The sequence below is a fragment of the Paraburkholderia sediminicola genome, from assembly GCF_046030555.1.
GTDB lineage: Bacteria > Pseudomonadota > Gammaproteobacteria > Burkholderiales > Burkholderiaceae > Paraburkholderia > Paraburkholderia sediminicola_E.
In genome coordinates, this window is the sequence record NZ_JAQQCH010000018.1 from 45,442 (window position 1) to 70,176 (window position 24,735).

Here is a 24,735-nt window from a genome sequence, read left to right on the forward strand (position 1 = left end):
AACAAAAATTGCTGAATTCGACAGGATACGCCGCCAATTTTCGATAATCAGGAGACTTACAGCAATGAGCGCGCCGCCTACCGCCGTTGTCCACGAGAAAAACGCCGCCATCATTGAAACCGACTTGCCCTCGCGACTCGACCGTTTGCCATGGGGGCGCTTTCACTCGCTGATCGTTGTCGCGCTGGGCGTAACGTGGTTGCTGGACGGTCTGGAGGTGACGCTGGCGGGCGCTGTGGCAAGTGCGTTGAAGTCTAGCCAGGCGTTGCACTTTACCAACGCCGACGTGGGCCTTGCCGGTAGCGCCTACATTGGCGGCGCCGTGCTTGGCGCGCTTGGTTTCGGCTGGCTGACCGACCGGCTCGGCCGTCGCAAGCTGTTCTTCATCACACTCGCGCTGTATCTGGCCGCCACCGCGGCGACCGCGCTGTCGTGGAATCTCGCCAGTTTTCTGCTGTTTCGCTTTCTGACCGGCGCAGGCATCGGCGGTGAATATACGGCGATTAATTCGACAATCCAGGAATTCACGCCGGCACGGGTACGCGGCTGGACCGATCTCGGCATCAACGGCACTTTCTGGGTCGGCGCGGGACTCGGCGCCGCAGGCTCGCTGATCCTGCTCGATCCGAATTTGCTGCCGGGCGACTGGGGCTGGCGCGCCTGTTTCTTCATCGGCGCGGTGCTGGCGCTGGCGATTCTGCCGATGCGCATCTGGGTACCCGAAAGTCCTCGCTGGCTGCTCACACACGGTGACGAACCCGATGCGCGTTCGATCGTCGAAGGCATCGAAACGCGCTTTCGCAACGAAGGCCATGCACTCTCCGACGACGACCTCACGCGGCTAAGACTGCGCGCACGCGGACATACGCCGCTGCGCGAGGTGTTTCACACGCTGTTCAATGTGCACCGACGGCGCGCGCTGGTCGGCCTGTCGTTGATGACCGCTCAGGCGTTTTTCTACAACGCGATCTTTTTCACCTACGCGCTAGTGTTGACCGATTTCTATCATGTGCCGGGTGACCACATTGGCTGGTATCTGTTGCCGTTCGCGCTCGGCAACTTTCTTGGACCGCTGGTGCTCGGCCGGCTCTTCGACGTCATCGGGCGACGCAAAATGATCGCTACGACTTACGCGCTGTCCGGCATCCTGCTGACGCTGAGCGGCTATCTGTTCGAGCAGCACATGCTCACCGTCGTCACGCAGACGATCGCGTGGATGGTGGTCTTCTTCTTCGCCTCGGCAGCTGCGAGTTCGGCGTATCTGACGGTCAGCGAATCGTTTCCACTGGAGATCCGCGCGCTAGCGATCGCGGTGTTCTACGCATTCGGTACGGCGCTAGGGGGCATCATCGGCCCGGCATTCTTCGGCCGGTTGATCGATACGCATCAGCGCAGCGAAGTGTTTTCGGGCTATCTGGTCGGCTCGGGGCTGATGCTTGCGGCTGCGGCGATCGCTGCGATATGGGGCGTGGACGCGGAGCGCAAGTCGCTCGAGAATGTCGCCGCGCCACTTTCGAGCGTCGCGGACGACGTGGAATGAACCGCGCGCTTCGAGTGACCTGGACGGCGGGGAACGAATCACACACCTTGAGCGACGTGGACGGCGGGGAACGAATCAGGCGCCTTGTAGCGACGTGGACGGCGGAGCCAAACCACGCGCCTTATAGCGCCGCGGGCAACGAGGAATAAAAAACGCGCGGTCAGCGCCGCGCGTTTTTGTCACCACCAAGGCTGCCGATGCTCAGAACGACTCAAAACGCCTTCTTCCAGCCGCCGCCATAAGCGATGTCGGCAAGCGGCAGACGTTGACGCACCGACTTCTCGCGCTCACGCAGCACCGGATCGAGCTTATCGACGTCACCGTAATGGCCAATCGAGATCATGGCGATCACGTCAACGTCGTTCGGCAGCTTGAACGCCGTGCGGAACGCGGCCGGATCGAAGCCACTCATCTGATGCGCAGCGAGTCCCAGTGCATGCGCCTGCAGCACCAGCGCCATCGCCGCGGCACCCGCGTCGTACGGCGCACAACGGTTCACTTCGCCCTTGTTGGTGAGCGTGTGCGTGGTCACCGCGATCAGCACCGGCGCCGGCGCATTCCAGCCCTGGTTGAACGGCACCAGCGTGGCGAAAGCCTGCTTGAATGAGACTTCATCGACGCTGCGGTCGAATACGAGGAAACGCCAAGGCTGCGCGTTATACGAAGACGGCGCCCAGCGTGCCGCTTCGAGCACCGAATGCAGATTCTCGCGGCTCACCGGCTCGCTCGAATACGCGCGCGGGCTCCAGCGACCTGCAATCAGCTCGTGAATGGCAACTGCGGTAGGGGCGGGTTTGTTGGTCATGCGCTTCTCTCGGTCGAAATTCATGATCGACGGGCGGCTGCCCGGGGTCTCATAGCATAACCGGGCTGAGCCACTCGCGCTCCAACAAGTGCGCAGTTAGTTTTCACGCCGGCTGCAATGGCAAACGGCCCCGCATGAGGCCGTTCACGCCTGTTCGGCTGCTTCGCCTTGTGCGCCGTGCCCAATGGCGCGGTTTTAGACGGCCTGCGGCTCCGGCACCTTGGCCGGCCGGTTGATCCGCAGCACGATCACGGCGGCAACCAGGCACAGCCCGCCGGAGATCATCGACGCCACCGTGTACGTACCGAGGCTCGCGCGCAGCATGCCCGCGCCGAGTGCCGCGAAGGCCGCTCCGAGTTGGTGGCCAGCAACCACCCAGCCGAATACGACCGGCGCCGCTTCCTTGCCGTAGACATCGGTCGCGAGACGCACGGTGGGCGGCACGGTGGCGATCCAGTCGAGACCATAGAACACCGCGAACAACGGCAAGCCGAAGAAATCGATGCCGAACGCGTGCGGCAAATACATCAACGACAAACCACGCAGGCCGTAGTACCAGAACAGCAGCACGCGGCTATTGAAGCGGTCCGACAGCCAGCCCGACAGCGTCGTGCCGAACAGATCGAAGATGCCCATTGCGGCAAGCAAGGAGGCGCCCTGCACTTCGGTCATGCCGTAGTCGCCGCACATCGCGATCAAATGCGTGCCGACGTAACCGTTAGTACTCGCCCCGCAGATAAAGAAGCTGAAGAACAGCAGCCAGAAGTCACGCGTCTTGCTCGCCATCGCAAGTGTGCCGAAGGCGATGGCCAGCGGGTTCTGCTTCGTCACTGACGCGGAGATCGGCGCGTCGGCCGGTTCGCCGAACGGGCGCAGCTTCATATCCGCTGGCCGCTCCGGCAACAGAAACGCGACCAGCGGCAAAACAATCGCCGCCGCGCCCGCGACGACCCACACCACCTGGCGCCAGCCGTAGTGCTCGGCGATGGCCGCGAGCATCGGCAGGAACACCAGTTGGCCGGTCGCCGAACTGGCCGTGAGAATCCCCATCACGAGGCCACGGTGCGTGGTGAACCAGCGCGTCACGACCGTCGCGGACAACGACAGCGCCGCCACACCCGTCGAGCCGCCGACCATCACGCCCCAGATCAGAATCATCTGCCACGGATGCGTCATCAGCGATGATAGCGCCACACCAGCCGCCATCGTGCCGAGCGCGATCAGCAAAGTGGGACGCACGCCAAAGCGTTGCATCGCCGCGGCCGCGAACGGCCCCATCAGGCCATAGAGCGCAATGTTCACGGAGATCGCGAGCGAAATCGTCGCGCGGCTCCAGCCGAATTGATGCTCCAGCGGCACCATCATCACACTCGGCGTGGCGCGCGTGCCGGCTGCCGCAAGCAACACCAGAAACACCACCGCCACCGTCAACCAGCCGTAGTGAAAACGCCCGCCAATCAGTCTCGCTGCCCAGTTCATCGGTTCTCCAATCGACGCCTGCCGCAGGCCGCGCCGCTCGTATCGTTACAACTTCGGTAAAGGACTTGTGACAGATCTGTCACAATGAGTGTTGCGATATTAGTGACCGCTCGGTAACATGTCAAGGCGTCAATTCAATTCAGGTGGTAGTCCATGTCCGACAGTGAAACCCTCAAGCCAACCGGAACAAGGCGAGTACGCGGCACGCAGACTGCCGGCCCGCAGGCGCAGCAGCATCTGTTGCGCGCCGCGGACGAACTGTTTTATCGCGAGGGTGTGCGGGCGGTCGGCGTCGACGCGGTCGTGGAGCGCGCGGGCGTGAACAAGATGAGTTTGTACCGTCAGTTCTCGTCGAAGGACGAATTGGTGATGGCGTATCTGGAACAAAAGGACGAGCAGTTTTTCGGCTACGTGGAGAAGAGCTTCGCGAAGCATCCAGGCGAGCCCGCGAAGCAGCTTCAGCAATATTTCGACGACCTGGCGGTGCGTGCATCGATCGACGACTACCGCGGCTGTCCTTTCGTGAATGTATCGGTGGAGTTTCCCGACGCGACGCATCCAGCACGGCAATTCGTGTTTCGCAACAAGGAACGGCTGATGGCGCGGCTTCTGGCGCTGACGACCGCGGCAGGGGCTGATGATCCGGTGGCGCTGGCCAATGGGCTGGGTTTGATGATCGAAGGCGTGTACGCGGCCAGCCAGACCTACGGCCCGGGCTGTGGGCCCATTCTTGTCGCACCGAAGATGGCGGCGCAGTTGATTGCCGCGGCGTGCGGCGGGTCGCCGGCTCGTTGAGGTTTTGCCGTCCTGTTACGGCTAGGCGCGGATCGGTGCCGTTCCGCGCCGTTAGAATGACAACTTTCCCCTTTCGCTGCCTGCCATGTCGTCGCCCGTCGAATCTCATGATGCTGTTATCGCCGCCACTCGTCATTGGCTGACAGAGGCGGTGATTGGGCTCAATTTGTGCCCTTTTGCCAAGGCCGTGCATGTGAAGGGGCAGATTCGCTATGCCGTTAGCGACGCTGTGGATAGGGAAGCGGTTTTAACCGATCTCGAAACCGAGATTCAGGCGCTGGTCGCGGCAAATCCTGAAATGGTGGATACCACGCTTCTGATTTTTCCGCAGGCGCTCGGCGATTTTCTCGATTATAACGATGGCCTGTTTTTTGCCGAAAGGATGATCAAGCAACTTCGGCTGGAAGGCATTATTCAGATTGCCAGCTTTCACCCTCATTATCAGTTTGAAGGCAGTGAACCCGACGATATCGAGAATTATACGAATCGTGCGCCCTATCCTATTTTTCATCTGCTTCGCGAGAATAGTATTGAACGGGCGGTTCAGGCCTTTCCCGATGCGGAAGATATTTATGAGCGAAATCAGGAGACCCTTCGGCGGATCGGTCTCAAAGGCTGGAATGAATTGATGAAAATGTAGTTCGCGTGGTGGCTTCGAAAAAGCCACCGCCGCAGTACAGATCAGGCAGAAACAAAAAACCTGTCTTTCAGTTCCTCGATTCCCAGTGTTTCCATCACTTCATTAAGCCTTTCGGTCGGCCGCCGTCTTGGCAGATCTTTAAACTGGGCAATAATCAGTTCATTCTTCATGGAATGTTCCCAGCCGACCAGCTCGGTCACACTCACCTGATAGCCATGTGCTTCCAGCTGCAGGCAGCGCAGCACGTTGGTTATCTGGCTTCCAAATTCCCGGGTATGTAGCGGATGCCGCCAGATCTCGGTCAACGCATTTCCCAGCGATTTACCTTTGTTCTGCCGTAACACCCCCGCCACCTCAGCCTGGCAACACGGCACGACCACGATGTACTTCGCATGCTTTTCCAGAGCAAACCGGAGCGCGTCGTCAGTGGCGGTATTGCACGCATGCAGCGCCGTCACGATATCGATCTGTGCCGGCAAACGCTCTGAAGTAATCGACTCCGCCACCGACAAATTCAGGAACGACATCCCCTTGAAGCCCAGCCGGTCGGCCAGTTCCTCGGATTTCGTCACGAGATCCTCACGCGTCTCGATGCCGTAAATGTGCGAAGCACCACCCGCGGCGTCCTGAAACTCCTTGAAGAAAAGGTCATACAGGATAAAACCTAGGTATGACTTGCCCGCGCCGTGGTCGACGAGCGTCACCGCGCCCTGCTGCTCCTTGAGGTCTTTCAGCAGCGGCTCGATGAACTGGAACAGGTGGTAGACCTGCTTCAGCTTGCGGCGGCTGTCCTGGTTCATCTTGCCGTCGCGCGTCAGGATATGAAGCTCCTTCAACAACTCGACGGATTGGTTCGGACGGATTTCGTGCGTTTTGCTGGACATCGTGGGGACCGCCATCGATTGCAGCGCGAACGTGCGACAGATGACGGAAAAAAGGAAAAGTTGCTGCCAGTTTACCCAAAGCGCGGGCCGCTCACCTAAGGAGCCGCGCTAACCATGCGAGAAACACCACAAACCTGGAACACTTCCTGCTCAAAAGGCGGTATGCGGGACGTTCTCGATGTGGCTTGAAAGCATCTTGCGGGCCGGCTCACACGATGGCGTAGGCCGCGTCGCGCATAACAACAGGCTGCCGGCCGTGGCTTCAATCGCGCGAACCGAAAGCATGTGGGGAGGACGGTCCCGGAACACGGACCGAACGTTACGTAACCAGCAGCGCGCCGCGATCTCAAACGGACGTGCGCCTGGATAATAGAAGAGGCAGCAATGGACACGGTACCCAACGGAAACGTCGAACAGAAATTTCAGGAAATGCTCGCGAAGCTCACCGCCGCGCCCGCGTGGTCGGAAAAGCAGCAGCTCGAACTGGAAATGGCGCGCGACATCTCCACCGAAATGCTGCGACTAGCTGAAGTCATGCGCGATGGCAGCGTCGACATGGAAACATGCCTGACGATGCTTAAGTACGCGAAAGTGCTCGACTTCGTGATGACGACGCTCGCTTCGCGCCGCGACATCAAACCGCAAACGCTGCGGGTCATCTTCAAGCTGGCCGGCCTGAAGGTGGATGAGGCTTACCCCGGCTAGGCGTCCGCGACCAGCACGAGCGGCTCGCCGCCGCTCGAACTGATCTGCCGACCCAATCCTCAAGGAAAAGGACGACGAATCACGCACGCGGCGCCTCGACCGGCGGCGTGCCTTCATGAAACAGCGTCTTGAGTTGCGAGCGCAGTTCCGGCGAATCCGTATGTTTGTGCACCGTAACGGCATGCTGCACGGCCGCGTCGAGCAATTCGTTCTCGCTGTCGGCGGACAGGGCAACGGTGCAATTGATTTCGCTCGGGAACTCGCGACAGTCGATGTATTTGCGAGCCATGACAATCTCCTTGATCAAACGTCGAAACATCCAAACGAACAGCAGGCCCGCAGACCACGTCGCGAGCCGCGACGTGGCAGCATTGGCAACGTCGGGCGGAATGAAAACGACGGTTAGTTTGACGCGAGGAAGACGCGGATTGCGGTCGATGGAAGGTGTTTGAAAAGTATAGTTCGCGTGTGGAGATTGCAAAGCAGCGGACGCAAACTGGGCGGATACGAAACCGCCCGAACCCAGCGTTTTTCAGCCAGCGGATCCGGCATACGACGGCCCGTTTGCCCTGCGCTGCTCACGGTGTGAAAATAGCGCCCTTCACGCCGCCCGATCGTCAGATCAGGCATCGCGCCGCCCCTCTGCTCATCCGCAGGACCGCATGCCATCCTCCTTCGATTCCGCCCGCATCGCCGTGATCGGCGGCGGCCCCGCCGGCTTGATGGCCGCCGAGGCGCTCGCCCAGCATGGCTTACAGGTCGACGTCTACGACGCGATGCCGTCCGTTGGCCGCAAATTCCTGATGGCGGGCAAAGGCGGCATGAACATCACGCATTCAGAACCGCTTGAGCCGTTTCTCGGCCGCTACGGCGCGCGCCGCGAACAGATCGCGCCGTTGCTCGACACGTTCGGTCCTGACGCCGTGCGGGCATGGTTACATGGCCTGGGTGTCGAAACGTTCGTCGGCAGTTCGGGGCGCGTTTTTCCGACCGACATGAAAGCGGCGCCGATGTTGCGTGCGTGGTTGCATCGGTTGCGAGAAGCCGGTGTGCGTTTTCACATGCGACACAAATGGACCGGTTGGGACAACGACGGCGGCGACACCGCCGCTGCGCACATGCTGCGCTTCGAAACACCCCAAGGCGAGCAAACCGTGACCTGCGATGCCGTGGTGTTCGCACTCGGCGGGGCGAGCTGGCCACGGCTCGGATCCGACGCTGCCTGGGTGCCGCTGCTAAGCGCACGCGAGGTGCCGGTTGCGACGCTGCGGCCCGCGAACTGCGGCTTCGAGGCGGACTGGAGCCCCTATCTGCGTGAGCGTTTCGCCGGCGAGCCAGTGAAATCGATAGCGATCGCGCTCACCGATGTAGACAATAAAGTCCACAATCGACAAGGTGAAATACTTCTGACCGAAACCGGCCTCGAAGGCAGTCTGATTTATGCGTTGTCGGCAGTCATCCGGGAGCGGATTCTGGCCGACGGTGACGTCATGATCGCGCTGGATCTGGCGCCAGGCTTGACGTTGGAGCGTGTCGTGGCCGAGGTCACGCGACCACGCGGTTCTCGCTCCATGTCGACTCACCTGCACGGCAGAATCGGGATTAGTGGGGTAAAACTGGCCCTGCTGCACGAGATCCTGTCGAAGGACGCCTTCGCCGACGCGAACGGTCTTGCGCACGCGATCAAGGCACTGCCGGTGCGGCTCACGCGCGCCCGGCCTATCGCGGAAGCGATCAGCACCGCCGGCGGAATTCCTTTCGAGGCACTCGATCGACATTTGATGATCGAGCGCCTACCCGGCGTGTTCTGCGCGGGCGAAATGCTCGACTGGGAAGCGCCGACCGGCGGTTATCTGCTCACCGCCTGCTTCGCCAGCGGGCTAGTAGCGGGCCGCGGCGCATTAGCGTATCTCAGGGCGCGCGGCGTGCCGGTCTGACGCGCCGCGTTTCAGCGGCGCCTTATTGCACGTCATCGCGCTTCCTTGCGCGACATCATTTAGCGCGCCTTCAACCGCCAGAGCGACGTCATCTCAGCCACGCGCGCCGCGTGCAGCGCATCGGTCTCATCGGTCGACTTCGGGTGCCGCGGACGAATGTCCTCGCGACCAACCACGGTCAGCCCAGCCTTTTCAATGGCTGCAAGCAACCACTCGCGTGTGCGCAATCCGAGATGCTCGGCGAAATCCGACATGATCAGCCAGCCTTCCCCACCCGGCGACACATGCTCCGCGAGGCCGTTCAGGAAACCGAGCAGCATACGGCTTTCCGCATCGTAGACCGCGTATTCGATCGGCGATGCCGGTCGCGCCGGCACCCACGGCGGATTGCAGACCACCAGCGGCGCACGGCCTTCCGGAAACAGATCGGCTTGCACGACCTCGACCTGCTGATCGTAGCCGAGACGCGTGAGGTTCTCGCGCGCACAGGCAAGCGCTCGCGGGTCCTGGTCGGTCGCGACGATTTTCTTCACGCCGCGTTTGGCAAGCAGCGCGGCCAGCACACCAGTGCCGGTGCCGATATCGAACGCCTTGTTCAGAGACGGCAACGGCGTGCGCGCGACCAGATCCACATATTCGCCGCGCACTGGCGAGAACACGCCGTAGTGCGGATGAATGCGCTCGCCCAGCAGAGGAATTTCCACGCCCTTCTTGCGCCACTCGTGCGCACCGATCAGTCCGAGCAATTCGCGCAGCGATACGACAGACGCTTCGTCGGCAGACGGCCCATAAGTTTCGATGCACGCCTGCTGCACTTCGGGCGCGCGGCGCAGCGGGATACCGTAAGCGGCGTCGAGCGGGATCAGGATCATGCCAAGCGTGCGGGCACGTTGCGACTGTGCCTGACGATGCAGGTTGAACGCGTCGATCGGTGTTTCGCCCTGCTTGCGCGGTTTGCGTTCCAGGCGGCGCGTGACCGCCTGCAACAGTTGGCGAGCGTTCTGGAAATCGCCGTTCCACAGCAGCGCCGTACCTTCGCAGGCGAGACGGTAGGCCGAGTCGGCAGTTGTGCGGTCATCCGCGACAACGACGCGTTTGGGCGGCGGCACCGCAGCTTCGGAGCGCCAACGCGCGGTGCGTGGGCCGTCGGCTTCGGGCCAGGTGATGGTTGCGGGGGTGGTCATGGTGAAGGTGGGATGTGTTGTGCGGGAGTGACGCGGTGAAATCTCGCGTCTCGGGGGGCGTTGCCCGCCGAACTGAACGGATAGTGATGCCGACTGACGCCCGAATAGTACCTCTCCCGGTCGGGGTCGCGGGACGGTATCTGTTGGCGGCCGCCGGGATGAGGCAGATAGGAGCACCCTTTGATATGGTTTGCCGGCGTATTCTGGACTAAAAAGTCCACGATCGACAAGGTGAATGAGATCCGGCAAAAATGAGCCCTTTCCCGCCTCGACCAGCACCATCAATCGACAATTTTTGGCGTTTCCGAAGCGCCAGGCAGCCGCCGCCGAATGCAAGCCCAGCGGGCCCGGACAGCATTCCGGTTGTTCGCGGCGAAGCTCCCGCGGCCGCATATTCGCATGGCTCCAACGTTGCGCCAATCGAGCAATATTATGGCCGCTGCCGCCAGTATTTGTAGACGCCGACGGCTCCGCTGCTGCCGCTCACGCGTCGCATTGCGCCGGGCACTACCGGCACACGTCCAACTTGTCTGATTTCTCGCCAGGAATAAAAAAAACGGGTTTCTGAAATTCTTCAGAAACCCGTTTTCGTACAACTGGTGCCGGCTGCAGGACTCGAACCCGCCACCTCATGATTACAAGTCAAGCGCTCTACCAGATGAGCTAAGCCGGCATGAGGCCGTGATTCTACTTCATTTCACGATCTTGAGGCGAGCCCTTCCGCCACCTTTTGATCCATCATCGTCAGGCTGCGGGCCATCCGTCGCGCTATCCGCTTTGGCGACATCGGCTGCCGGCGACGCTTCGACCGCGCGCGGCGCCGTAGCGCGTGGTGCTGCTAGCACCTCCGTCTCGTCCGTCAGTTCCGCGTCGGCGCCTGAATCCTGCGCTTCGCCGCCCGCCGACTCGACCGGGAACGCCATACCCTGCCCATTTTCGCGCGCGTAAATCGCGAGAATATTGGCGATCGGCACTTCGATCTTGTGCGACTTGCCGGAGAAGCGCGCGCTGAACTCGATCCATTCGTTGCCCATCTGCAACTGGCTGGTCGCCTCGAAGCTGATGTTCAACACGATCTCGTTGTCGCGCACGAACTGACGCGGCACGCGTGTCTGATTGTCGACCCGGACCGCAATATGCGGCGTGTAGCCGTTATCCGTGCACCACTCATATAGCGCGCGCAGCAGATAGGGCTTGGTGGAAATCTCTTGCATCAACAGTCCTCTTACCGGGTTTGGGCGCGCACGGAAAACAATCGAGACGCGGCGCCCTCACCCCAAAGCCAAACTCAACGACGCATCACCTTTTCCGAAGGCGTCAGCGCTTCGATATAAGCCGGGCGGCTGAAAATGCGCTCGGCGTATTTCATCAGCGGTGCAGCGTTCTTCGACAGCTCAATGCCATAGTGATCCAGACGCCACAGCAACGGCGCGATCGCGACGTCCAGCATCGAGAACTCTTCGCCGAGCATGTACTTGTTCTTCAGGAAGATCGGTGCGAGCTGCGTCAGACGATCGCGGATCGCAAGACGTGCCTTCTCGTGATTCTTCTCAGCGGCCTTACCCTTTTCGTTTTCGAGCGTGCCGACGTGAACGAACAGCTCCTTCTCGAAATTGAGCAGGAACAGACGGGCGCGAGCGCGCTGAACCGGATCGGCCGGCATCAGTTGCGGGTGCGGGAAGCGCTCGTCGATATACTCGTTGATGATGTTCGATTCGTACAGAATCAGGTCCCGTTCGACGAGAATCGGCACTTGACCGTACGGATTCATCACAGCGATGTCTTCCGGCTTGTTAAACAGATCGACGTCGCGGATCTCGAAGTCCATGCCCTTTTCGAACAACACCAGCCGGCAGCGCTGGGAGAACGGGCAAGTTGTGCCGGAATACAGAACCATCATGTTTACGTTTCCTCAAAAAGCTGAAAGGCCAGCGCGCAGAAAAACCGTACCGCAGGTTTTTCCTGGCGCCGGCCCCACGCCGGTGACAGCGTGATTATTTGATATCTTTCCAGTACGCGGCGTTCAATCGCCAGGCGAAAAAGCTCAGGATCCCGAGGAACAGCAGTACCCACACGCCAAGCTGTTTGCGGGTTTTCTGCGTCGGTTCGGACATCCATGACAGGTACGACACGAGGTCGGCCACAGCAGAATCATAATCTACCGGCGACATTGTCCCCGGCGTGACCTGTTGGAAGCCAACAAACTTGTGCACCGTTTCGCCTGTTTTCTCGTCGACTTCGTCACCGAACTTCGCGGTACGTTGCCCCTGAAGCTGCCACAGCACGTGAGGCATGCTCACGTTCTCATACACCAGATTATTCCAGCCGGTCGGCCGCGTATTATCGCGATAGAAGCTGCGCAGATACGTGTACAGCCAGTCCTTGCCGCGGGCCCGCGCTTCCACCGACAAATCCGGCGGACTCGCGCCGAACCACGCTTTCGCGTCGTCCGGGCGCATCGCCACGGTCATGGTGTTGCCGACTTTGTCCGTGGTGAACAGCAGGTTCGACTGAATTTCGGTCGGCGTAATGCCGAGGTCGGTCAGCCGGCTGTAGCGCATCAGGTTGGCGCTGTGACAATTCAGGCAATAGTTTACAAACAATTGGGCGCCGTGCTGCAACGAAGCAAAATTCTCCGCGTTATCGGGCGCGCGGTCGAGAGGGAAATTCTCGTCCGCGTGCGCCGGTCCTGCCAGCACCGCGAGCAGTGTCGCGCCGATGAGCGCGCACGTCGAAAGCAGTTTTTTCATTTCGTGTTCTCCGGGCTCGCGATTAGTGGGGCTTGAACCGCACCCGCTCGGGCGGCTGCTTGAACGTGCCAAGCTTCGTCCAGACGGGCATACCGAGGAAAAACGCGAAGTAGATCAGCGCACACACCTGTGCAATCAACGTCGAGGCAGGCGACGGCGGTTTGGTGCCGAGGAAACCCAACGTCAGGAAAGCGAGCACGAAGATCCCGTAGAACACCTTGTGAAAAAACGGCCGGTAACGGATCGACTTCACCGGCGAGCGATCGAGCCACGGCAGGAAGAACAGCGAAATCACCGCGCCGCCCATCACCACCACGCCCCAGAACTTCGATTCGGTGAACGCCATCGCCAGGACCACCAGCACCGCGAGCACCGGCAAGCCGAGCTTCCATTTGCCGCGCGCCCGCACCAGCGCGAACAGGCCGAGCAACGCGACGATGATCATCAGCACGATCTTGAATGGATCGGTGGTCGCGCGCAGCATCGCATAGAACGCCGTGAAATACCACACTGGCGCAATTTCCTGCGGCGTTTGCAGCGGATTGGCGGGAATGAAGTTATTCGCCTCAAGGAAATATCCACCCATCTCCGGTGCGAAGAAAATGATCGCAGCGAAGATGATCAGGAACACCGACACGCCCATGAAGTCATGCACGGAGTAGTACGGATGGAACGGGATGCCGTCGAGCGGAATGCCGTCCGGGCCCTTCTTCGCCTTGATCTCGATGCCGTCGGGGTTGTTCGAACCCACTTCGTGCAGCGCTACCAGGTGAGCGACCACCAGTCCGATCAGCACCAGCGGAATTGCGATCACGTGAAACGCGAAGAAGCGGTTCAACGTGACGTCCGAGACAACGTAATCGCCGCGAATCCACAGCGACAGATCCGGCCCGATGAACGGAATCGCCGAGAACAGGTTCACGATCACCTGCGCGCCCCAGAACGACATCTGACCCCACGGCAGCAGGTAGCCGAAGAACGCCTCGGCCATCAGGCACAGAAAGATCGCGCAGCCGAACACCCACACCAGTTCGCGCGGCTTACGGTACGAGCCGTACAGCAGTCCGCGGAACATATGCAGATACACGACGACGAAGAACATCGACGCGCCCGTGGAGTGCATGTAGCGGATCAGCCAGCCCCACGGCACCTCGCGCATGATGTACTCGACCGACGAGAACGCGAGCGTCGCGTCGGGCTTGTAGTTCATCGTGAGGAAGATGCCGGTGACAATCTGATTGACCAGCACCAGTAGCGCGAGCGACCCGAAGAAGTACCAGAAGTTGAAGTTCTTCGGCGCGTAGTACTCGGAAACGTGCTTCTTCCAGGTGGACGTCAGAGGAAAGCGCCGGTCGATCCAGCCGACCAGCCCGGTCGTCTCTACTTCATGTTCGATCGCCATTACGCTTCTCCTTTCTCGTCCTTGCCGATCACGAGGCCGGTGGCCGACGTAAACATGTAAGGCGGGATGTCGAGGTTCTGCGGCGCAGGTTTGTTCTTGAAGACGCGGCCGGCCATGTCATAGGTCGAGCCATGGCAAGGGCAGAGGAAGCCGCCAGGCCAGTCGTCAGGAAGATTGGCCTGCGGCCCCTCCTGGAAGCGCGGCGTCGGCGTACAGCCCAGATGGGTGCATACGGCGACGGCGACGAAAAGATTCTTGTGGTCGGTGCGCGAACGGAATTCGTTGTTGCAGTACTCCGGCAACGGCATCGAAAAAGGATTCTTGGTGTGAGGATCCGCTACTTCGTTATCGGCTTTCTGGACATCGGCGAGCATCCGGTCGGTACGGTTGATGATCCACACCGGCTTACCGCGCCAGGCAACGGTCTTCATGTCACCAGGCTTGAGATCACCGATATCGACTTCGACCGGGGCGCCTGCCGCCTTGGCCTTTTCAGATGGTGCAAACGAACTAACAAAGGGTACGACAGTGGCAACGCCTCCTATGCCACCTGCTACGGTCGTCGCTATCAGCCAGGTACGGCGGCCGCCGTCGACGCGTTCATCTTCCTTGTCTCGCATTACACGCCCCACTTCTGAGTTGGATTTTTCCTTCACGTCGCTTCTACCGCCGCTAGTTTGCGCGAATGGAGTCGGCATTTACAAGGCCCCATTGCCAAAAACCGTGCGAAGCCCTTGATAAGTCAGGGTTTCTCCGTACGGATCGCAAACTTTTTTGCACCTCCTTTTAAGCGCCCTCTGCGTTATTCGTGCCTTTTTCTTATCTAATGCCGAATTTCAATTCAAACGGGATTCGGGATATCGATAAACAGGTGCTCGATGTCGAACTGCTCGGACAGATGCTTGCCCACTGCCTGCACGCCGAAACGCTCGGTGGCGTGATGACCGGCCGCGAGAAATGCGACGCCGCTTTCCGCCGACGTGTGCATCACCGATTCCGACACTTCGCCGGTCAGGTAGACATCAGCGCCGGCATTGATCGCGGCGTCGAACATGCCTTGCGCGGCGCCCGTGCACCAGCCCACGCGGCGCAGTTCGCGATCCGGGTCGCCGAACACGAGCGGCGTGCGGCCGAGCGTCTGCTCGACTTGCGCGGTGAAATGCGCGAGCGTGATCGGCATCGGAAACGTGGCGAGCCAGCCGAGATCGTTCTCGCCGAAGCGCGCGTCGCTGATCCAGCCCATCTTCGCGCCGATCTGCGCGTTGTTGCCGAACTCGGGATGGTCGTCGAGCGGCAGGTGGTAGGCGAACAGGCTCAGGTCGTTGGCGATCAGCAGCTTCAGCCGCGCGTGTTTGCGCCCGGTGATCTGCGGCGCCTCATTGCGCCAGAAGTAGCCGTGATGGACCAGCACAGCATCCGCGCCCCAGTCGAGCGCGGCCTCGAGAAAGGCCACGGAAGCCGTCACACCGGTCGCGAGCTTATTGATCCGGCGGCGCCCTTCCACCTGCAATCCATTAGGGCAATAGTCCTTGAAGCGCGCGGTTTCAAGAACATTGTTCAAGTACAATTCAAGTTCGATCCGATCCATATAAACCTCTAGTCTTCAGATGCTTAGACGCTTTTGGCTGTTCTTTGCCCAAGCGGTGACCGTGCTGTTGGCGCTGATGTTCATCATTGCGACCCTCAAACCGCAGTGGCTCCAGCGTCAAGGGCAATTCGGCAAGCAACTTGCCGAACCGATCGTCGCGCTTCGGGAAGTAGCGCCAGGCATCGGCACCGGCCCTGCGCAGGCGTCCTATGCAGACGCCGCGCAAAAAGCCATGCCCGCCGTCGTCAATGTGTTTTCCAGCAAGGATGGCTCACTGCCACCCGATCCGCGCGCGAAAGACCCGCTGTTCCGCTATTTCTTCGGCGACAAAAACAAAGGCAAGCAGCAGGAACAACCGGCCTCGAATCTCGGTTCAGGTGTGATCGTGAGTTCGGAAGGTTACATTCTAACGAACCAGCACGTCGTGGACGGCGCCGATCAGATCGAAATCGCGCTCGCCGACGGCCGCACCACCAATGCCAAGGTGATCGGCGTCGATCCTGAGACCGACCTGGCCGTGCTGAAGGTCAACATGACCAACCTGCCCACCATCACGCTCGGCCGCATGGACCAGACGCGCGTGGGCGACGTGGTGCTGGCGATCGGCAATCCGTTCGGCGTCGGCCAGACGGTCACCATGGGCATCGTCAGCGCGCTCGGGCGCAATCACCTCGGCATCAACACGTTCGAAAACTTCATTCAGACCGACGCGCCCATCAACCCGGGTAACTCGGGCGGCGCACTGGTCGACGTGAACGGCAACCTGCTCGGCATCAATACCGCCATCTATTCGCGCTCGGGCGGCTCGCTCGGCATCGGCTTTGCGATTCCTGTCTCGACCGCGCGCAGCGTGCTGGAGAGCATCATCACGACGGGCTCGGTCACGCGCGGCTGGATCGGCGTGGAGCCGCAGGACGTCACGCCGGAAATCGCCGAATCGTTTGGGCTCGAGCAGAAGTCGGGCGCAATCGTCGCGGGTGTGCTGAAGAACGGCCCGGCCGACCGTGCCGGCATCAAGCCGGGCGACATTCTGGTGAGCGTGGACGGCCAGGAGATCACCGACACCACGCGTCTATTGAACGTCATCGCGCAGATCAAGCCGGGCACGGCGGCGAAAGTTCACCTGGTGCGTAAGAGCCGCGAGATGGATCTGGACGTGACCATCGGCAAGCGCCCGCCTCCGCCAAAGCAACCGGCGGAAGACGACAACGGCGGCGGCGATCAGCAGGACGACGACGGCGGTTGAAAACGGTGTGGCGGTCCGCCGGCACGGCGCCGGTTAATACACGGCAACAGCAATAGCAGCAGGCGGCGCCGACCAACGCGGCAGATAAGACGGACACCGTTGGCTTGAGCAGCCAGCGACATGGCAAGCCAAAACAACACCGCCGTCGCCAAAAACAAAAAAGGGCAGTCCGCAATGGACTGCCCTTTTTGCTGCGCCCAGCCTTCCGGCTAGCGCGACTAGCGCCCGAGGTGCATTACCTCAATTCGGCGGACTCGCATCTTCAACCACCACCCGCTGCTTGCCGACAATCAAGCGCGCCGCGATGATGCCCGCCTCGTACAGCACGATCAGCGGGATCGCCAGAATCAGTTGCGAGAACACGTCCGGCGGCGTCACCACCGCCGAAATCACGAACGCGGCCACGATCACATACGGACGGATTTCCTTGAGCTTCTTGATGGTCAGCACGTTCATGCGGACCAGCAACACCACGACAATCGGCACTTCGAACGTCACCCCGAACGCGAGGAACATGGTCAGCACGAAGCTCAGGTAGTTGTCGATATCGGTGTTCATCTCCGCGCCGAGCGGCGCGTTGTAGTGCGCCATCACGCGGAAAATGGTCGGAAACACCACGAAGTACGCGAACGCCATGCCGCACAGGAACAACGTGTAACTGCTGCCCACCAGCGGCCCGACCAGCTTCTTCTCGTGCTGATACAGCCCCGGCGCGACGAACGCCCAGATCTGGTACAGCACGACCGGCAGCGCGATCACGAAGGCGACCATCATGGTCACCTTCATCGGCACGAAGAACGAGCCGGTCACGTCCGTGACGATCATCTTGCCGTCCTTCGGCAGATTCTGCATCAAAGGCCGCGCCAGCAGCCGGAAGATGTCCGGCGCCCAATACACGAGCCCCACAAACACCACGATGACGGCGAGGCCAGCGCGGATGATCCGGTCGCGCAATTCAACGAGGTGGGAAATGAAGGTCTCTTCAGTGCCTTCGTCCTGGGTTTGCTGGGGGTCGCTCACACCGGCCCTCGGTTAGAGATTGTCGTTCTGATCATCAGAAGAACCGCGTCTGACGACGCATGGTGGCCGGCGTATGCCGCGCCACGCGCGCAGCGCCCGACTGCACGCGCGTGCGGCGCGTGGTGGCGCGTTTGTACCAGGTGGGCATGGCCGTCTGCTTGACGCGCCAGTTCTTGCGTTTGGGGCCTGCCGGTGGCGTGCTGGTTCGCCACTGGGAATTGCCAGCATCTTCAAGCGCGCCGCCGGCAATGCTCGGCGACACCGACGTGCCGCTATTCCACGCGTCGTTCAGTTCGGTTTCGTGCTTGCGCAGATTGTCCTGAACACTGGTTTCGACGTTGCTGGCCGCCGCTTCGAACTCGGTTTTCATACGACGCAATTCGTCGAGTTCGATTTCGCGAGTAACTTCAGCCTTCACGTCGTTGATATACCGCTGCGCGCGGCCGAACAACGCGCCGGCCGTGCGGGCGACGCGAGGCAGGCGCTCAGGCCCGAGTACGACCAGCGCGACGACGCCGATCAGCGCCATCTTGGTTAGACCGAGGTCCAGCATGAAGTGGAGTGTCCGTCAGTAACGCGGTTGGGCCGCGGCTTAGCGGTAATCGCCGGAACGCGGCGTCTTTTCCTTCGCATCCACATCCACGGTGCCGTTGCGCGGCAGTTCGCGCTGTTGCGCTTCACCTGCGGGCGTTTCGGCTTCCTTCATGCCTTCCTTGAAGCCCTTCACCGCGCCGCCCAGATCAGTGCCGATATTGCGCAACTTCTTCGTGCCGAACACGAGCGCCACGATCAGCAACACGATCAGCCAATGCCAAATGCTCAACGAACCCATGACTACTCTCCTTAACCCCGACACCGCATCTTGATGCGGTAAAACTCGTGCGCCTTGCGGCGTGAATCGAAGCGCGTACGCTCCATCTATACGTTGCCGCGAGCTGTTCCGATGCAACCCTTGCAACACGGCGCGTCATTGTGACCTGACGATCGCGTCGGCGTCATTACAGTGCGGCAAAAACAACGGCCGCGCTATTGTCGACCGCCAAAACTCGCCGCGCGCCTCACGGCCCGCAGTTATATCAGCCCATTCGCTGCCAGGGGCGCGGCCCTGCGAGGATGTGCGCGTGCAGGTGATACACCTCTTGGCCGCCACCCGGACCGGTATTGATTACCGTGCGAAAACCGGTTTCACCGCCGGTGTACGCCACGCCCAGCTGGTCGGCCAGACGCGCCACCAACACAAGCATTCTACCAAGCAGCGGTGTATCGCTTTCGGTGCAATTCGACAGCGTGGCGATGTGTTTGCGGGGAATCACCAGCACATGCGTTTCCGCTGCCGGACGGATGTCGCGGAAGGCAACAAACTCTTCGTCTTCGTGGACTTTGGTCGACGGAATCTCGCCGGCGGCGATCTTGCAGAAAAGGCAGTTCGGATCGTGACTCATCGTATTCCTGACACAGTATGGCTAGCGAGCGAAATGTGGTGCGGCCTGGCTCACGTCCCGCCCGGCCGCAACCGGACTCGACTCAGAACCAGCCACGCGGATTCGCGAGCGGCTTGTTATCGTACAGATACAGCCAGCCTTTGATAATACGGTACAGCATCCAGATGCTGACGGCCCACAGAACCGGAATACCGATCACCACGAACAGCAGGACGCCACCGATCGCATAACCCAGCAGGGCCATCCAGAACGAGCGGATCTGCCACTCGAAGTGCGCTTCGTAAGGCGTGCCCACTACGTCGGGCCGCTTCACATAGTTGATGATGATGGCGATCAGAATCGTCAGGCCGCCCGTCAGCCAGTGGACCGCATACAGCCCGTACAGCACATGCGTGAGCGTGCGCAGACTGCGTTCGCGCTCCGGCTCGATCGCGTTGCGGTAAACCGGCGGCGGATAGTTTCCTTGCGACTGTTCCATGCTTGCGTCCTCCCGAGGATGCGATCCTATGCGTTCAGTGCAATGTGGGTGCCGACATTCGCCACTTCAAGACAGGACGGACAAATCCGGACAATCAGTCGCCGTTCTGCTCGCGCTCGCGGCTCTTGCGCAGCGCCTTTTCCTCGATGCCCGACAGGCCTTCACGCCGCTCGAGTTCGGCAAGCACGTCGGCCGGACTCAGGTCGAAATGCGACAGCATCACGAGGCAGTGAAACCACAGGTCCGCCACTTCGCCGACCAGCGCGTTCGGCGCGCCGCCCTGACGCACGTCTTTGGCGGCCAGCACGACTTCGGTGGCTTCTTCGCCGATTTTCTTGAGAATCGCGTCATCGCCCTTGTGGAACAGGCGCGACACGTACGAGACGTCCGGATCGCCGCCCTTGCGGCTGTCGATGATGGCCGCGAGGCGCAGCAGCGTGTCGCCAGTGGACGAAGAGGATTCCGTGGATTGAGTGGATTGCGTCATTTGTAGATGTGTTCGGGGTCTTTCAACACGGGGTCGACGGCAACCCAGCCGCCATCTTCAACCGTGCCTTCGAATTTCTGGAAAAAACACGAGTGGCGGCCGGTGTGGCACGCGATGCCCGACACCTGCTCGACCTTCAGCAGTACGACGTCTTCGTCGCAATCGAGCCGTACTTCATGCACATGCTGCACGTGGCCGGACTCTTCACCCTTGAACCACAAGCGCTGGCGCGAGCGCGAGAAGTACACCGCGCGGCCGGTTTCGACGGTTTTCGCCAGGGCTTCGCGGTTCATCCACGCGAACATCAGCACGTCGTTGGTCGACGCTTCCTGCGCGATCACCGGCACAAGGCCGTTCGCGTCCCACCTGACCTTGTCGAGCCACTCTGCTGCCAAAGGATTCACCACGTCACAACCTCACCGAAATGCCTTGATCGGCCATGAAGCGCTTGGCCTCGCCCACGGTGTGTTCGCCGTAGTGGAAGATGCTGGCGGCCAGCACGGCGTCCGCGTGGCCGCTCTTGATGCCGTCGGCCAGATGCTGCAGCGAGCCGACGCCGCCCGAGGCGATCACCGGAATCGACACCGCGTCGGACACCGCGCGTGTAAGCGCCAGATCGAAGCCGCTCTTGGTGCCGTCGCGGTCCATGCTGGTCAGCAGGATTTCGCCCGCGCCCAGTTCAGCCATCTTGCGCGCCCATTCGACGGCTTCGAGGCCGGTGGCCTTACGGCCGCCATGCGTGAAAACTTCCCAGCGCGGCGGCTCGCCGTCTGCGGATACGCGCTTCGCGTCGATTGCGACGACGATGCATTGCGAGCCGTATTTGTTCGTCGCGTCGCGCACGAGTTGCGGATTCGCGACTGCCGACGAGTTCATGCTGATCTTGTCCGCGCCGGCGTTGAGCAGCCGCCGCACGTCTTCGACAGCACGCACGCCGCCGCCGACCGTCAGCGGAATGAATACCTGGGAGGCGACCGCTTCGATGATCGGCAGGATCAGATCGCGCTGGTCAGAGGTGGCGGTGATGTCGAGGAAGGTCAGTTCGTCGGCGCCCTGATCGTCGTAGCGGCGCGCGATTTCTACGGGGTCGCCCGCGTCACGCAGTTCGACGAAGTTAACGCCTTTGACCACGCGTCCAGCCGTGACGTCGAGACAGGGGATGATGCGTTTAGCTAGAGCCATGATCTTGCAATTCTGCCAATACCGCTGATGAGGCCGCCCGCGTAAACCTTCAACGAGCGGCACAGTGCCGGCGCGGCTAGCCGCGTCAGGCCGCAATGGTCCAAATACGGTGATGCGGCTTGACGCGCTTTCCGGGCGCGCCGTTGCGTCCGCTTTTAAGTCCGCTGCTGCGTCGATTCCGAATCGACCGCGACGCTTTGAGCCTTACGCGTCGTCCGATTCGCGCAACCGGTCCGCGAGGGTCTGAGCCGCCGCAAAGTCCAGATCGCCCGAGTAGATTGCCCGGCCGCAGATCACGCCTTCGATGCCCTCGCCCTCGACTTCGCACAGCGACTCGATGTCCGCGAGGTTCGACAACCCACCGCTCGCGATCACCGGAATCTTCACCGCGCGCGCGAGACGCACCGTCGCTTCGATGTTAATGCCTTGCAGCATGCCGTCGCGGCCGATGTCGGTGTAGATGATCGACTCGCAACCGTAATCCTCGAACTTGCGCGCCAGATCGGCCACTTCATGACCGGTCAGCTTGCTCCAGCCGTCGGTGGCGACCTTGCCGTCTTTCGCATCCAGTCCGACGATGATATGGCCGCCGAACGCCGTGCACGCATCCTGCAAAAAGCCCGGATTCTTCACCGCGGCCGTGCCGATGATGACGTACGACAAACCGTCATCCAGATAGCGCTCGATCGTGTTCAGGTCGCGGATACCGCCGCCCAGCTGGACGGGAATCTGGCCACCGACTTCCTCGATGATCGCGCGGATCGCGTCCTCGTTTTTCGGCTTGCCGGCGAACGCACCATTCAGGTCGACGAGATGCAGACGACGGGCACCGCGGTCGACCCAATGTCGGGCCATCGCCGCCGGTTCCTCGGAAAATATCGTCGCCTGGTCCATATCGCCCTGTTTGAGGCGTACACAGTGACCATCTTTCAGGTCGATGGCGGGAATCAGCAGCATAGCAATCGGGTGTTGTCTGGGAGGTGGTTGAAGGTCGGCGGCAGCGGCTGACAAACCAGCCCGCCACAACGCCGTTTCGCTAGTTTAGTACAACTCTTTCGACGCCCTTGCGGCGCGCCGTATTGGAGTGAAATCGTCTTGCTACGGTCATGGCGCACAGTCGACGCCCCGCGTGTGGCGGAGCGGCGCACGGCAACAGGATGAAGAAAGGCGCTCACGGGTTCCAGTGCACGAAGTTGCGATAGACGCGCAGCCCTGCTTCGGCGCTCTTTTCCGGGTGGAATTGGGTCGCGAAGATGTTATCCCGCGCCACCGCCGAGGTAAAGGGCACACCGTACACCGTTTCGCCCGACGTATGGGCGGCGTTGTCCGGCACGACGTAATAGCTGTGCACGAAGTAGAAGAACGCGTTATCCGCGACGCCGTCCCACAGCGGATGCGGCTGTGCCTGACGCACGCGGTTCCAGCCCATTTGCGGGACCTTGAAGCGCGAGCCGTCGTCTTGCACCTGGCCTTCGAGGTCGAAGCGCAATACCTTGCCCGGCAGCAGGCCCAGGCCAGGCGTATTGCCCTCGGCGCTCCAGTCGAACAGCATCTGCTCGCCAACGCACACGCCCATCAGCGGCTTGGAGCGCGACGCTTCAATGACCGCCTCCTGCAAGCCGGATTCGGCCAGACTGCGCATGCAGTCGGGCATCGCACCCTGGCCGGGCAGTACCACGCGGTCGGCCGAGCGGATCGCTTCGGGCTGGTCGACGATCGCCACATCCGCCTCCGGCGCGGCTTTGCGCAGCGCCTGAGCAACCGAGCGGAGGTTGCCCATTCCGTAATCCACAATCGCTATCGAAGTTTTCATTTCAAGTTAGGCAGCAATGCCTTCAATCCATCGACGATGAATTCCACCGCCAGCGCCGATAACATCAAACCCATGAGCCGCGTGCCGATATTGATACCCGTGCGACCTACCCAGCGAGCAATCGGTTCAGCGAGCCGCAGCGAAAAAAAGCAGATTGCCGCCAGCACCGCGCCGATCGCGACGAGGCTGAGCCGGTCGTACCAGTGCGTCGAGCCGGCCGCGTAAATGATCGTGGTGCTGATCGCGCCTGGGCCAGTCAACAGCGGAATCGCGAGCGGCACGACCGCGATATTGTCCTTCTGCTCCGCTTCATGGCGCTCTTCCGGCGTCGAACGGCTGTTACCGATCTGCGCGTTCAGCATGTTGATCGCCATCAGCAGCATGATGATCCCGCCGCCCACTTCGAGCGATCCGACCGAAATGCCAAAGAAGCTGATGATCTGCTGTCCGAGCAGCGTGGTCACCGCGATCACGCAAAACACCGAAATCGCCGCGATACGGATAGTTCTGCGCCGCTCCACGTCGCTCTGAAGCGCAGTCAGGCTCATGAAGAACGGGATGGCGCCGACCGGGTTGATCAGCGCCAGCAGCGAAATAAACGACTTCAGAATGTCCATCGCACACCGGGCACGCGCAAGCGGCCGGTCCTGGTTCTAATTCCGGTCAATGAGCCGGTCAATGAGCCGGTCAATAAGCGGGTAAATGAGCGCTTAAAGGCTGCCCTTGGTCGACGGAATCTGCCCCGCCGCGCGTTCGTCCAGTTCGACGGCCATGCGCAACGCACGCCCAAACGCCTTGAACACCGTTTCCATCTGATGATGGGCGTTCAGGCCGCGCAGGTTGTCGATATGCAGTGTGACGCCGGCGTGGTTCACGAAACCGCGGAAAAATTCGATGGAGAGATCGACGTCGAACGTGCCGATACGCGCGCGCGTGAACGGCACATGGAATTCGAGGCCCGGCCGGCCGGAAAAATCGATTACGACGCGCGACAGCGCTTCGTCGAGCGGCACGTAAGAATGACCGTAGCGACGGATGCCCTTGCGGTCGCCGATTGCCTTTGCGACGGCCTGGCCGAGCGTAATGCCGGTGTCTTCGACCGTGTGATGGTCGTCGATATGCAGGTCGCCATGCGCTTCGATTTCGAGGTCGAACAATCCATGCCGTGCGATCTGGTCGAGCATGTGATCAAGAAACGGCACACCGGTGGCCAGCTTCTGCTGACCGGTGCCGTCCAGATTGATCTTCACACGGATCTGCGTTTCGCTGGTGTTGCGAACGACTTCCGCAAGGCGCATGGTAATTCCTCGAATCTAGCTAGAAAGCGTTAGTAGTGGGGGATGGGAACACGGCGGGCC

At 61.0% G+C, this 24,735-nt stretch carries 29 protein-coding genes and 1 tRNA gene; 6 read left to right on the top strand and 24 right to left on the bottom strand.

Features of this window, described 5'->3' with window-relative positions; translation table 11 throughout:
- Nucleotides 1–64 precede the first annotated feature (64 nt).
- Entirely contained in the window at nucleotides 65–1,540 is a 1,476-nt protein-coding gene (locus PQQ52_RS23840; RefSeq protein WP_408216711.1) for an MFS transporter, read from the top strand.
- 211 nt (nucleotides 1,541–1,751) lie between these two features.
- On the opposite strand, the gene PQQ52_RS23845 is transcribed toward PQQ52_RS23840, so the two are convergent.
- Nucleotides 1,752–2,345, bottom strand: coding sequence for a nitroreductase family protein (locus PQQ52_RS23845; RefSeq protein WP_408216714.1), 594 nt, complete (start codon nucleotides 2,343–2,345; stop codon nucleotides 1,752–1,754).
- A gap of 195 nt (nucleotides 2,346–2,540) precedes the next feature.
- The gene (locus tag PQQ52_RS23850; RefSeq protein ID WP_408216717.1) at nucleotides 2,541–3,824 is read right to left on the bottom strand and encodes an MFS transporter; all 1,284 of its coding nucleotides are present in this window, start codon (nucleotides 3,822–3,824) and stop codon (nucleotides 2,541–2,543) included.
- Nucleotides 3,825–3,977: 153 nt separating this feature from the next.
- On the opposite strand from PQQ52_RS23850, the gene PQQ52_RS23855 reads away from it, so the two are divergent.
- Nucleotides 3,978–4,619, top strand: coding sequence for a TetR/AcrR family transcriptional regulator (locus tag PQQ52_RS23855; protein ID WP_408216720.1), 642 nt, complete (start codon nucleotides 3,978–3,980; stop codon nucleotides 4,617–4,619).
- 85 nt (nucleotides 4,620–4,704) lie between these two features.
- Nucleotides 4,705–5,259, top strand: coding sequence for a DUF1415 domain-containing protein (locus tag PQQ52_RS23860; protein WP_408216722.1), 555 nt, complete (start codon nucleotides 4,705–4,707; stop codon nucleotides 5,257–5,259).
- Nucleotides 5,260–5,300: 41 nt separating this feature from the next.
- Here the strand turns inward: PQQ52_RS23860 and PQQ52_RS23865 are convergent, their stop codons facing one another.
- Nucleotides 5,301–6,143: a class I SAM-dependent methyltransferase gene (locus PQQ52_RS23865; protein ID WP_408216725.1), complete on the bottom strand. Its 843-nt coding sequence runs from the start codon at nucleotides 6,141–6,143 to the stop codon at nucleotides 5,301–5,303.
- A gap of 384 nt (nucleotides 6,144–6,527) precedes the next feature.
- On the opposite strand from PQQ52_RS23865, the gene PQQ52_RS23870 reads away from it, so the two are divergent.
- Nucleotides 6,528–6,848 carry a type II toxin-antitoxin system HicA family toxin gene (locus tag PQQ52_RS23870; RefSeq protein ID WP_074282059.1) on the top strand — a complete coding sequence of 107 codons (321 nt, stop codon included), beginning with the start codon at nucleotides 6,528–6,530 and terminating at the stop codon, nucleotides 6,846–6,848.
- Nucleotides 6,849–6,927: 79 nt separating this feature from the next.
- Here PQQ52_RS23870 and PQQ52_RS23875 read toward each other — a convergent pair whose 3' ends face one another.
- The gene (locus tag PQQ52_RS23875; RefSeq protein ID WP_408216728.1) at nucleotides 6,928–7,137 is read right to left on the bottom strand and encodes a DUF1059 domain-containing protein; all 210 of its coding nucleotides are present in this window, start codon (nucleotides 7,135–7,137) and stop codon (nucleotides 6,928–6,930) included.
- 373 nt (nucleotides 7,138–7,510) lie between these two features.
- On the opposite strand from PQQ52_RS23875, the gene PQQ52_RS23880 reads away from it, so the two are divergent.
- Entirely contained in the window at nucleotides 7,511–8,785 is a 1,275-nt protein-coding gene (locus PQQ52_RS23880; protein WP_408216731.1) for a TIGR03862 family flavoprotein, read from the top strand.
- Nucleotides 8,786–8,844: 59 nt separating this feature from the next.
- Here the strand turns inward: PQQ52_RS23880 and PQQ52_RS23885 are convergent, their stop codons facing one another.
- From PQQ52_RS23885 to PQQ52_RS23920, 8 genes are all read right to left on the bottom strand, one after another.
- Complete coding sequence (locus PQQ52_RS23885; protein WP_408216733.1) at nucleotides 8,845–9,969, bottom strand: methyltransferase; 1,125 nt, start codon at nucleotides 9,967–9,969, stop codon at nucleotides 8,845–8,847.
- Between the two features lie 597 nt (nucleotides 9,970–10,566).
- Nucleotides 10,567–10,642: transfer RNA gene (locus PQQ52_RS23890), tRNA-Thr, on the bottom strand.
- A gap of 19 nt (nucleotides 10,643–10,661) precedes the next feature.
- Nucleotides 10,662–11,183, bottom strand: a complete 522-nt coding sequence (locus tag PQQ52_RS23895) for a ClpXP protease specificity-enhancing factor (RefSeq protein ID WP_408216735.1) — start codon at nucleotides 11,181–11,183, stop codon at nucleotides 10,662–10,664.
- A gap of 74 nt (nucleotides 11,184–11,257) precedes the next feature.
- The gene (locus tag PQQ52_RS23900; RefSeq protein ID WP_006052302.1) at nucleotides 11,258–11,869 is read right to left on the bottom strand and encodes a glutathione S-transferase N-terminal domain-containing protein; all 612 of its coding nucleotides are present in this window, start codon (nucleotides 11,867–11,869) and stop codon (nucleotides 11,258–11,260) included.
- A gap of 94 nt (nucleotides 11,870–11,963) precedes the next feature.
- Nucleotides 11,964–12,719 (bottom strand): cytochrome c1, encoded by a 756-nt coding sequence (locus PQQ52_RS23905; protein ID WP_408216737.1) that lies wholly within the window; start codon nucleotides 12,717–12,719, stop codon nucleotides 11,964–11,966.
- A 22-nt stretch (nucleotides 12,720–12,741) separates the two neighbouring features.
- Nucleotides 12,742–14,121 carry a cytochrome b gene (locus tag PQQ52_RS23910; protein WP_408216740.1) on the bottom strand — a complete coding sequence of 460 codons (1,380 nt, stop codon included), beginning with the start codon at nucleotides 14,119–14,121 and terminating at the stop codon, nucleotides 12,742–12,744.
- The gene (petA, locus tag PQQ52_RS23915; protein WP_408216916.1) at nucleotides 14,121–14,741 is read right to left on the bottom strand and encodes a ubiquinol-cytochrome c reductase iron-sulfur subunit; all 621 of its coding nucleotides are present in this window, start codon (nucleotides 14,739–14,741) and stop codon (nucleotides 14,121–14,123) included. The genes PQQ52_RS23910 and petA overlap by 1 nt, the downstream gene beginning before the upstream one ends.
- Before the next feature lie 221 nt (nucleotides 14,742–14,962).
- Nucleotides 14,963–15,709: a Nif3-like dinuclear metal center hexameric protein gene (locus PQQ52_RS23920; protein WP_408216743.1), complete on the bottom strand. Its 747-nt coding sequence runs from the start codon at nucleotides 15,707–15,709 to the stop codon at nucleotides 14,963–14,965.
- A gap of 19 nt (nucleotides 15,710–15,728) precedes the next feature.
- On the opposite strand from PQQ52_RS23920, the gene PQQ52_RS23925 reads away from it, so the two are divergent.
- A complete protein-coding gene (locus PQQ52_RS23925; RefSeq protein WP_408216746.1) occupies nucleotides 15,729–16,955 on the top strand; it encodes a Do family serine endopeptidase in 1,227 nt (408 codons plus the stop codon).
- Between the two features lie 240 nt (nucleotides 16,956–17,195).
- Here the strand turns inward: PQQ52_RS23925 and tatC are convergent, their stop codons facing one another.
- The 12 genes from tatC to hisB form a co-directional block, all read right to left on the bottom strand.
- A complete protein-coding gene (gene tatC, locus PQQ52_RS23930) occupies nucleotides 17,196–17,975 on the bottom strand; it encodes a twin-arginine translocase subunit TatC (RefSeq protein ID WP_408216749.1) in 780 nt (259 codons plus the stop codon).
- 34 nt (nucleotides 17,976–18,009) lie between these two features.
- A complete protein-coding gene (gene tatB / locus PQQ52_RS23935; protein WP_408216752.1) occupies nucleotides 18,010–18,528 on the bottom strand; it encodes a Sec-independent protein translocase protein TatB in 519 nt (172 codons plus the stop codon).
- Nucleotides 18,529–18,567: 39 nt separating this feature from the next.
- Entirely contained in the window at nucleotides 18,568–18,807 is a 240-nt protein-coding gene (gene tatA / locus PQQ52_RS23940) for a Sec-independent protein translocase subunit TatA (protein WP_028199650.1), read from the bottom strand.
- A 244-nt stretch (nucleotides 18,808–19,051) separates the two neighbouring features.
- On the bottom strand, nucleotides 19,052–19,417 hold the full coding sequence (locus PQQ52_RS23945; protein ID WP_408216755.1) for a histidine triad nucleotide-binding protein: 366 nt from the start codon (nucleotides 19,415–19,417) through the stop codon (nucleotides 19,052–19,054).
- 82 nt (nucleotides 19,418–19,499) lie between these two features.
- The gene (locus PQQ52_RS23950) at nucleotides 19,500–19,895 is read right to left on the bottom strand and encodes a DUF4870 family protein (protein WP_408216758.1); all 396 of its coding nucleotides are present in this window, start codon (nucleotides 19,893–19,895) and stop codon (nucleotides 19,500–19,502) included.
- 94 nt (nucleotides 19,896–19,989) lie between these two features.
- Complete coding sequence (locus PQQ52_RS23955; protein WP_408216760.1) at nucleotides 19,990–20,382, bottom strand: phosphoribosyl-ATP diphosphatase; 393 nt, start codon at nucleotides 20,380–20,382, stop codon at nucleotides 19,990–19,992.
- Nucleotides 20,379–20,789, bottom strand: coding sequence for a phosphoribosyl-AMP cyclohydrolase (gene hisI / locus PQQ52_RS23960; protein ID WP_408216762.1), 411 nt, complete (start codon nucleotides 20,787–20,789; stop codon nucleotides 20,379–20,381). The genes PQQ52_RS23955 and hisI overlap by 4 nt, the downstream gene beginning before the upstream one ends.
- A 1-nt stretch (nucleotide 20,790) precedes the next feature.
- Nucleotides 20,791–21,564, bottom strand: a complete 774-nt coding sequence (gene hisF / locus PQQ52_RS23965) for an imidazole glycerol phosphate synthase subunit HisF (RefSeq protein WP_408216765.1) — start codon at nucleotides 21,562–21,564, stop codon at nucleotides 20,791–20,793.
- A 204-nt stretch (nucleotides 21,565–21,768) separates the two neighbouring features.
- The gene (gene hisA / locus PQQ52_RS23970) at nucleotides 21,769–22,521 is read right to left on the bottom strand and encodes a 1-(5-phosphoribosyl)-5-[(5-phosphoribosylamino)methylideneamino]imidazole-4-carboxamide isomerase (protein WP_408216768.1); all 753 of its coding nucleotides are present in this window, start codon (nucleotides 22,519–22,521) and stop codon (nucleotides 21,769–21,771) included.
- Between the two features lie 214 nt (nucleotides 22,522–22,735).
- Nucleotides 22,736–23,377 carry an imidazole glycerol phosphate synthase subunit HisH gene (gene hisH / locus PQQ52_RS23975; RefSeq protein WP_154560990.1) on the bottom strand — a complete coding sequence of 214 codons (642 nt, stop codon included), beginning with the start codon at nucleotides 23,375–23,377 and terminating at the stop codon, nucleotides 22,736–22,738.
- Nucleotides 23,374–23,994 carry a MarC family protein gene (locus tag PQQ52_RS23980; RefSeq protein ID WP_325044358.1) on the bottom strand — a complete coding sequence of 207 codons (621 nt, stop codon included), beginning with the start codon at nucleotides 23,992–23,994 and terminating at the stop codon, nucleotides 23,374–23,376. The genes hisH and PQQ52_RS23980 overlap by 4 nt, the downstream gene beginning before the upstream one ends.
- A gap of 93 nt (nucleotides 23,995–24,087) precedes the next feature.
- Nucleotides 24,088–24,675, bottom strand: a complete 588-nt coding sequence (hisB, locus tag PQQ52_RS23985) for an imidazoleglycerol-phosphate dehydratase HisB (protein WP_179734719.1) — start codon at nucleotides 24,673–24,675, stop codon at nucleotides 24,088–24,090.
- Nucleotides 24,676–24,735: the final 60 nt, after the last annotated feature.

Coding starts and splice junctions, on each gene's coding strand:
- PQQ52_RS23870 (WP_074282059.1), top strand. CDS start 6,528: ATGGACACGGTACCCAACGGAAACGTCGAACAGAAATTTCAGGAAATG.
- PQQ52_RS23875 (WP_408216728.1), bottom strand. CDS start 7,137: ATGGCTCGCAAATACATCGACTGTCGCGAGTTCCCGAGCGAAATCAAT.
- hisF (WP_408216765.1), bottom strand. CDS start 21,564: ATGGCTCTAGCTAAACGCATCATCCCCTGTCTCGACGTCACGGCTGGA.
- PQQ52_RS23955 (WP_408216760.1), bottom strand. CDS start 20,382: ATGACGCAATCCACTCAATCCACGGAATCCTCTTCGTCCACTGGCGAC.
- hisH (WP_154560990.1), bottom strand. CDS start 23,377: ATGAAAACTTCGATAGCGATTGTGGATTACGGAATGGGCAACCTCCGC.
- PQQ52_RS23945 (WP_408216755.1), bottom strand. CDS start 19,417: ATGAGTCACGATCCGAACTGCCTTTTCTGCAAGATCGCCGCCGGCGAG.
- PQQ52_RS23900 (WP_006052302.1), bottom strand. CDS start 11,869: ATGATGGTTCTGTATTCCGGCACAACTTGCCCGTTCTCCCAGCGCTGC.
- PQQ52_RS23980 (WP_325044358.1), bottom strand. CDS start 23,994: ATGGACATTCTGAAGTCGTTTATTTCGCTGCTGGCGCTGATCAACCCG.
- PQQ52_RS23895 (WP_408216735.1), bottom strand. CDS start 11,183: ATGCAAGAGATTTCCACCAAGCCCTATCTGCTGCGCGCGCTATATGAG.
- PQQ52_RS23865 (WP_408216725.1), bottom strand. CDS start 6,143: ATGTCCAGCAAAACGCACGAAATCCGTCCGAACCAATCCGTCGAGTTG.
- PQQ52_RS23920 (WP_408216743.1), bottom strand. CDS start 15,709: ATGGATCGGATCGAACTTGAATTGTACTTGAACAATGTTCTTGAAACC.
- hisB (WP_179734719.1), bottom strand. CDS start 24,675: ATGCGCCTTGCGGAAGTCGTTCGCAACACCAGCGAAACGCAGATCCGT.
- petA (WP_408216916.1), bottom strand. CDS start 14,741: ATGCGAGACAAGGAAGATGAACGCGTCGACGGCGGCCGCCGTACCTGG.
- PQQ52_RS23850 (WP_408216717.1), bottom strand. CDS start 3,824: ATGAACTGGGCAGCGAGACTGATTGGCGGGCGTTTTCACTACGGCTGG.
- PQQ52_RS23840 (WP_408216711.1), top strand. CDS start 65: ATGAGCGCGCCGCCTACCGCCGTTGTCCACGAGAAAAACGCCGCCATC.
- PQQ52_RS23905 (WP_408216737.1), bottom strand. CDS start 12,719: ATGAAAAAACTGCTTTCGACGTGCGCGCTCATCGGCGCGACACTGCTC.
- tatB (WP_408216752.1), bottom strand. CDS start 18,528: ATGCTGGACCTCGGTCTAACCAAGATGGCGCTGATCGGCGTCGTCGCG.
- PQQ52_RS23925 (WP_408216746.1), top strand. CDS start 15,729: ATGCTTAGACGCTTTTGGCTGTTCTTTGCCCAAGCGGTGACCGTGCTG.
- hisA (WP_408216768.1), bottom strand. CDS start 22,521: ATGCTGCTGATTCCCGCCATCGACCTGAAAGATGGTCACTGTGTACGC.
- PQQ52_RS23855 (WP_408216720.1), top strand. CDS start 3,978: ATGTCCGACAGTGAAACCCTCAAGCCAACCGGAACAAGGCGAGTACGC.
- PQQ52_RS23950 (WP_408216758.1), bottom strand. CDS start 19,895: ATGGAACAGTCGCAAGGAAACTATCCGCCGCCGGTTTACCGCAACGCG.
- PQQ52_RS23885 (WP_408216733.1), bottom strand. CDS start 9,969: ATGACCACCCCCGCAACCATCACCTGGCCCGAAGCCGACGGCCCACGC.
- PQQ52_RS23880 (WP_408216731.1), top strand. CDS start 7,511: ATGCCATCCTCCTTCGATTCCGCCCGCATCGCCGTGATCGGCGGCGGC.
- PQQ52_RS23910 (WP_408216740.1), bottom strand. CDS start 14,121: ATGGCGATCGAACATGAAGTAGAGACGACCGGGCTGGTCGGCTGGATC.
- tatA (WP_028199650.1), bottom strand. CDS start 18,807: ATGGGTTCGTTGAGCATTTGGCATTGGCTGATCGTGTTGCTGATCGTG.
- PQQ52_RS23860 (WP_408216722.1), top strand. CDS start 4,705: ATGTCGTCGCCCGTCGAATCTCATGATGCTGTTATCGCCGCCACTCGT.
- PQQ52_RS23845 (WP_408216714.1), bottom strand. CDS start 2,345: ATGACCAACAAACCCGCCCCTACCGCAGTTGCCATTCACGAGCTGATT.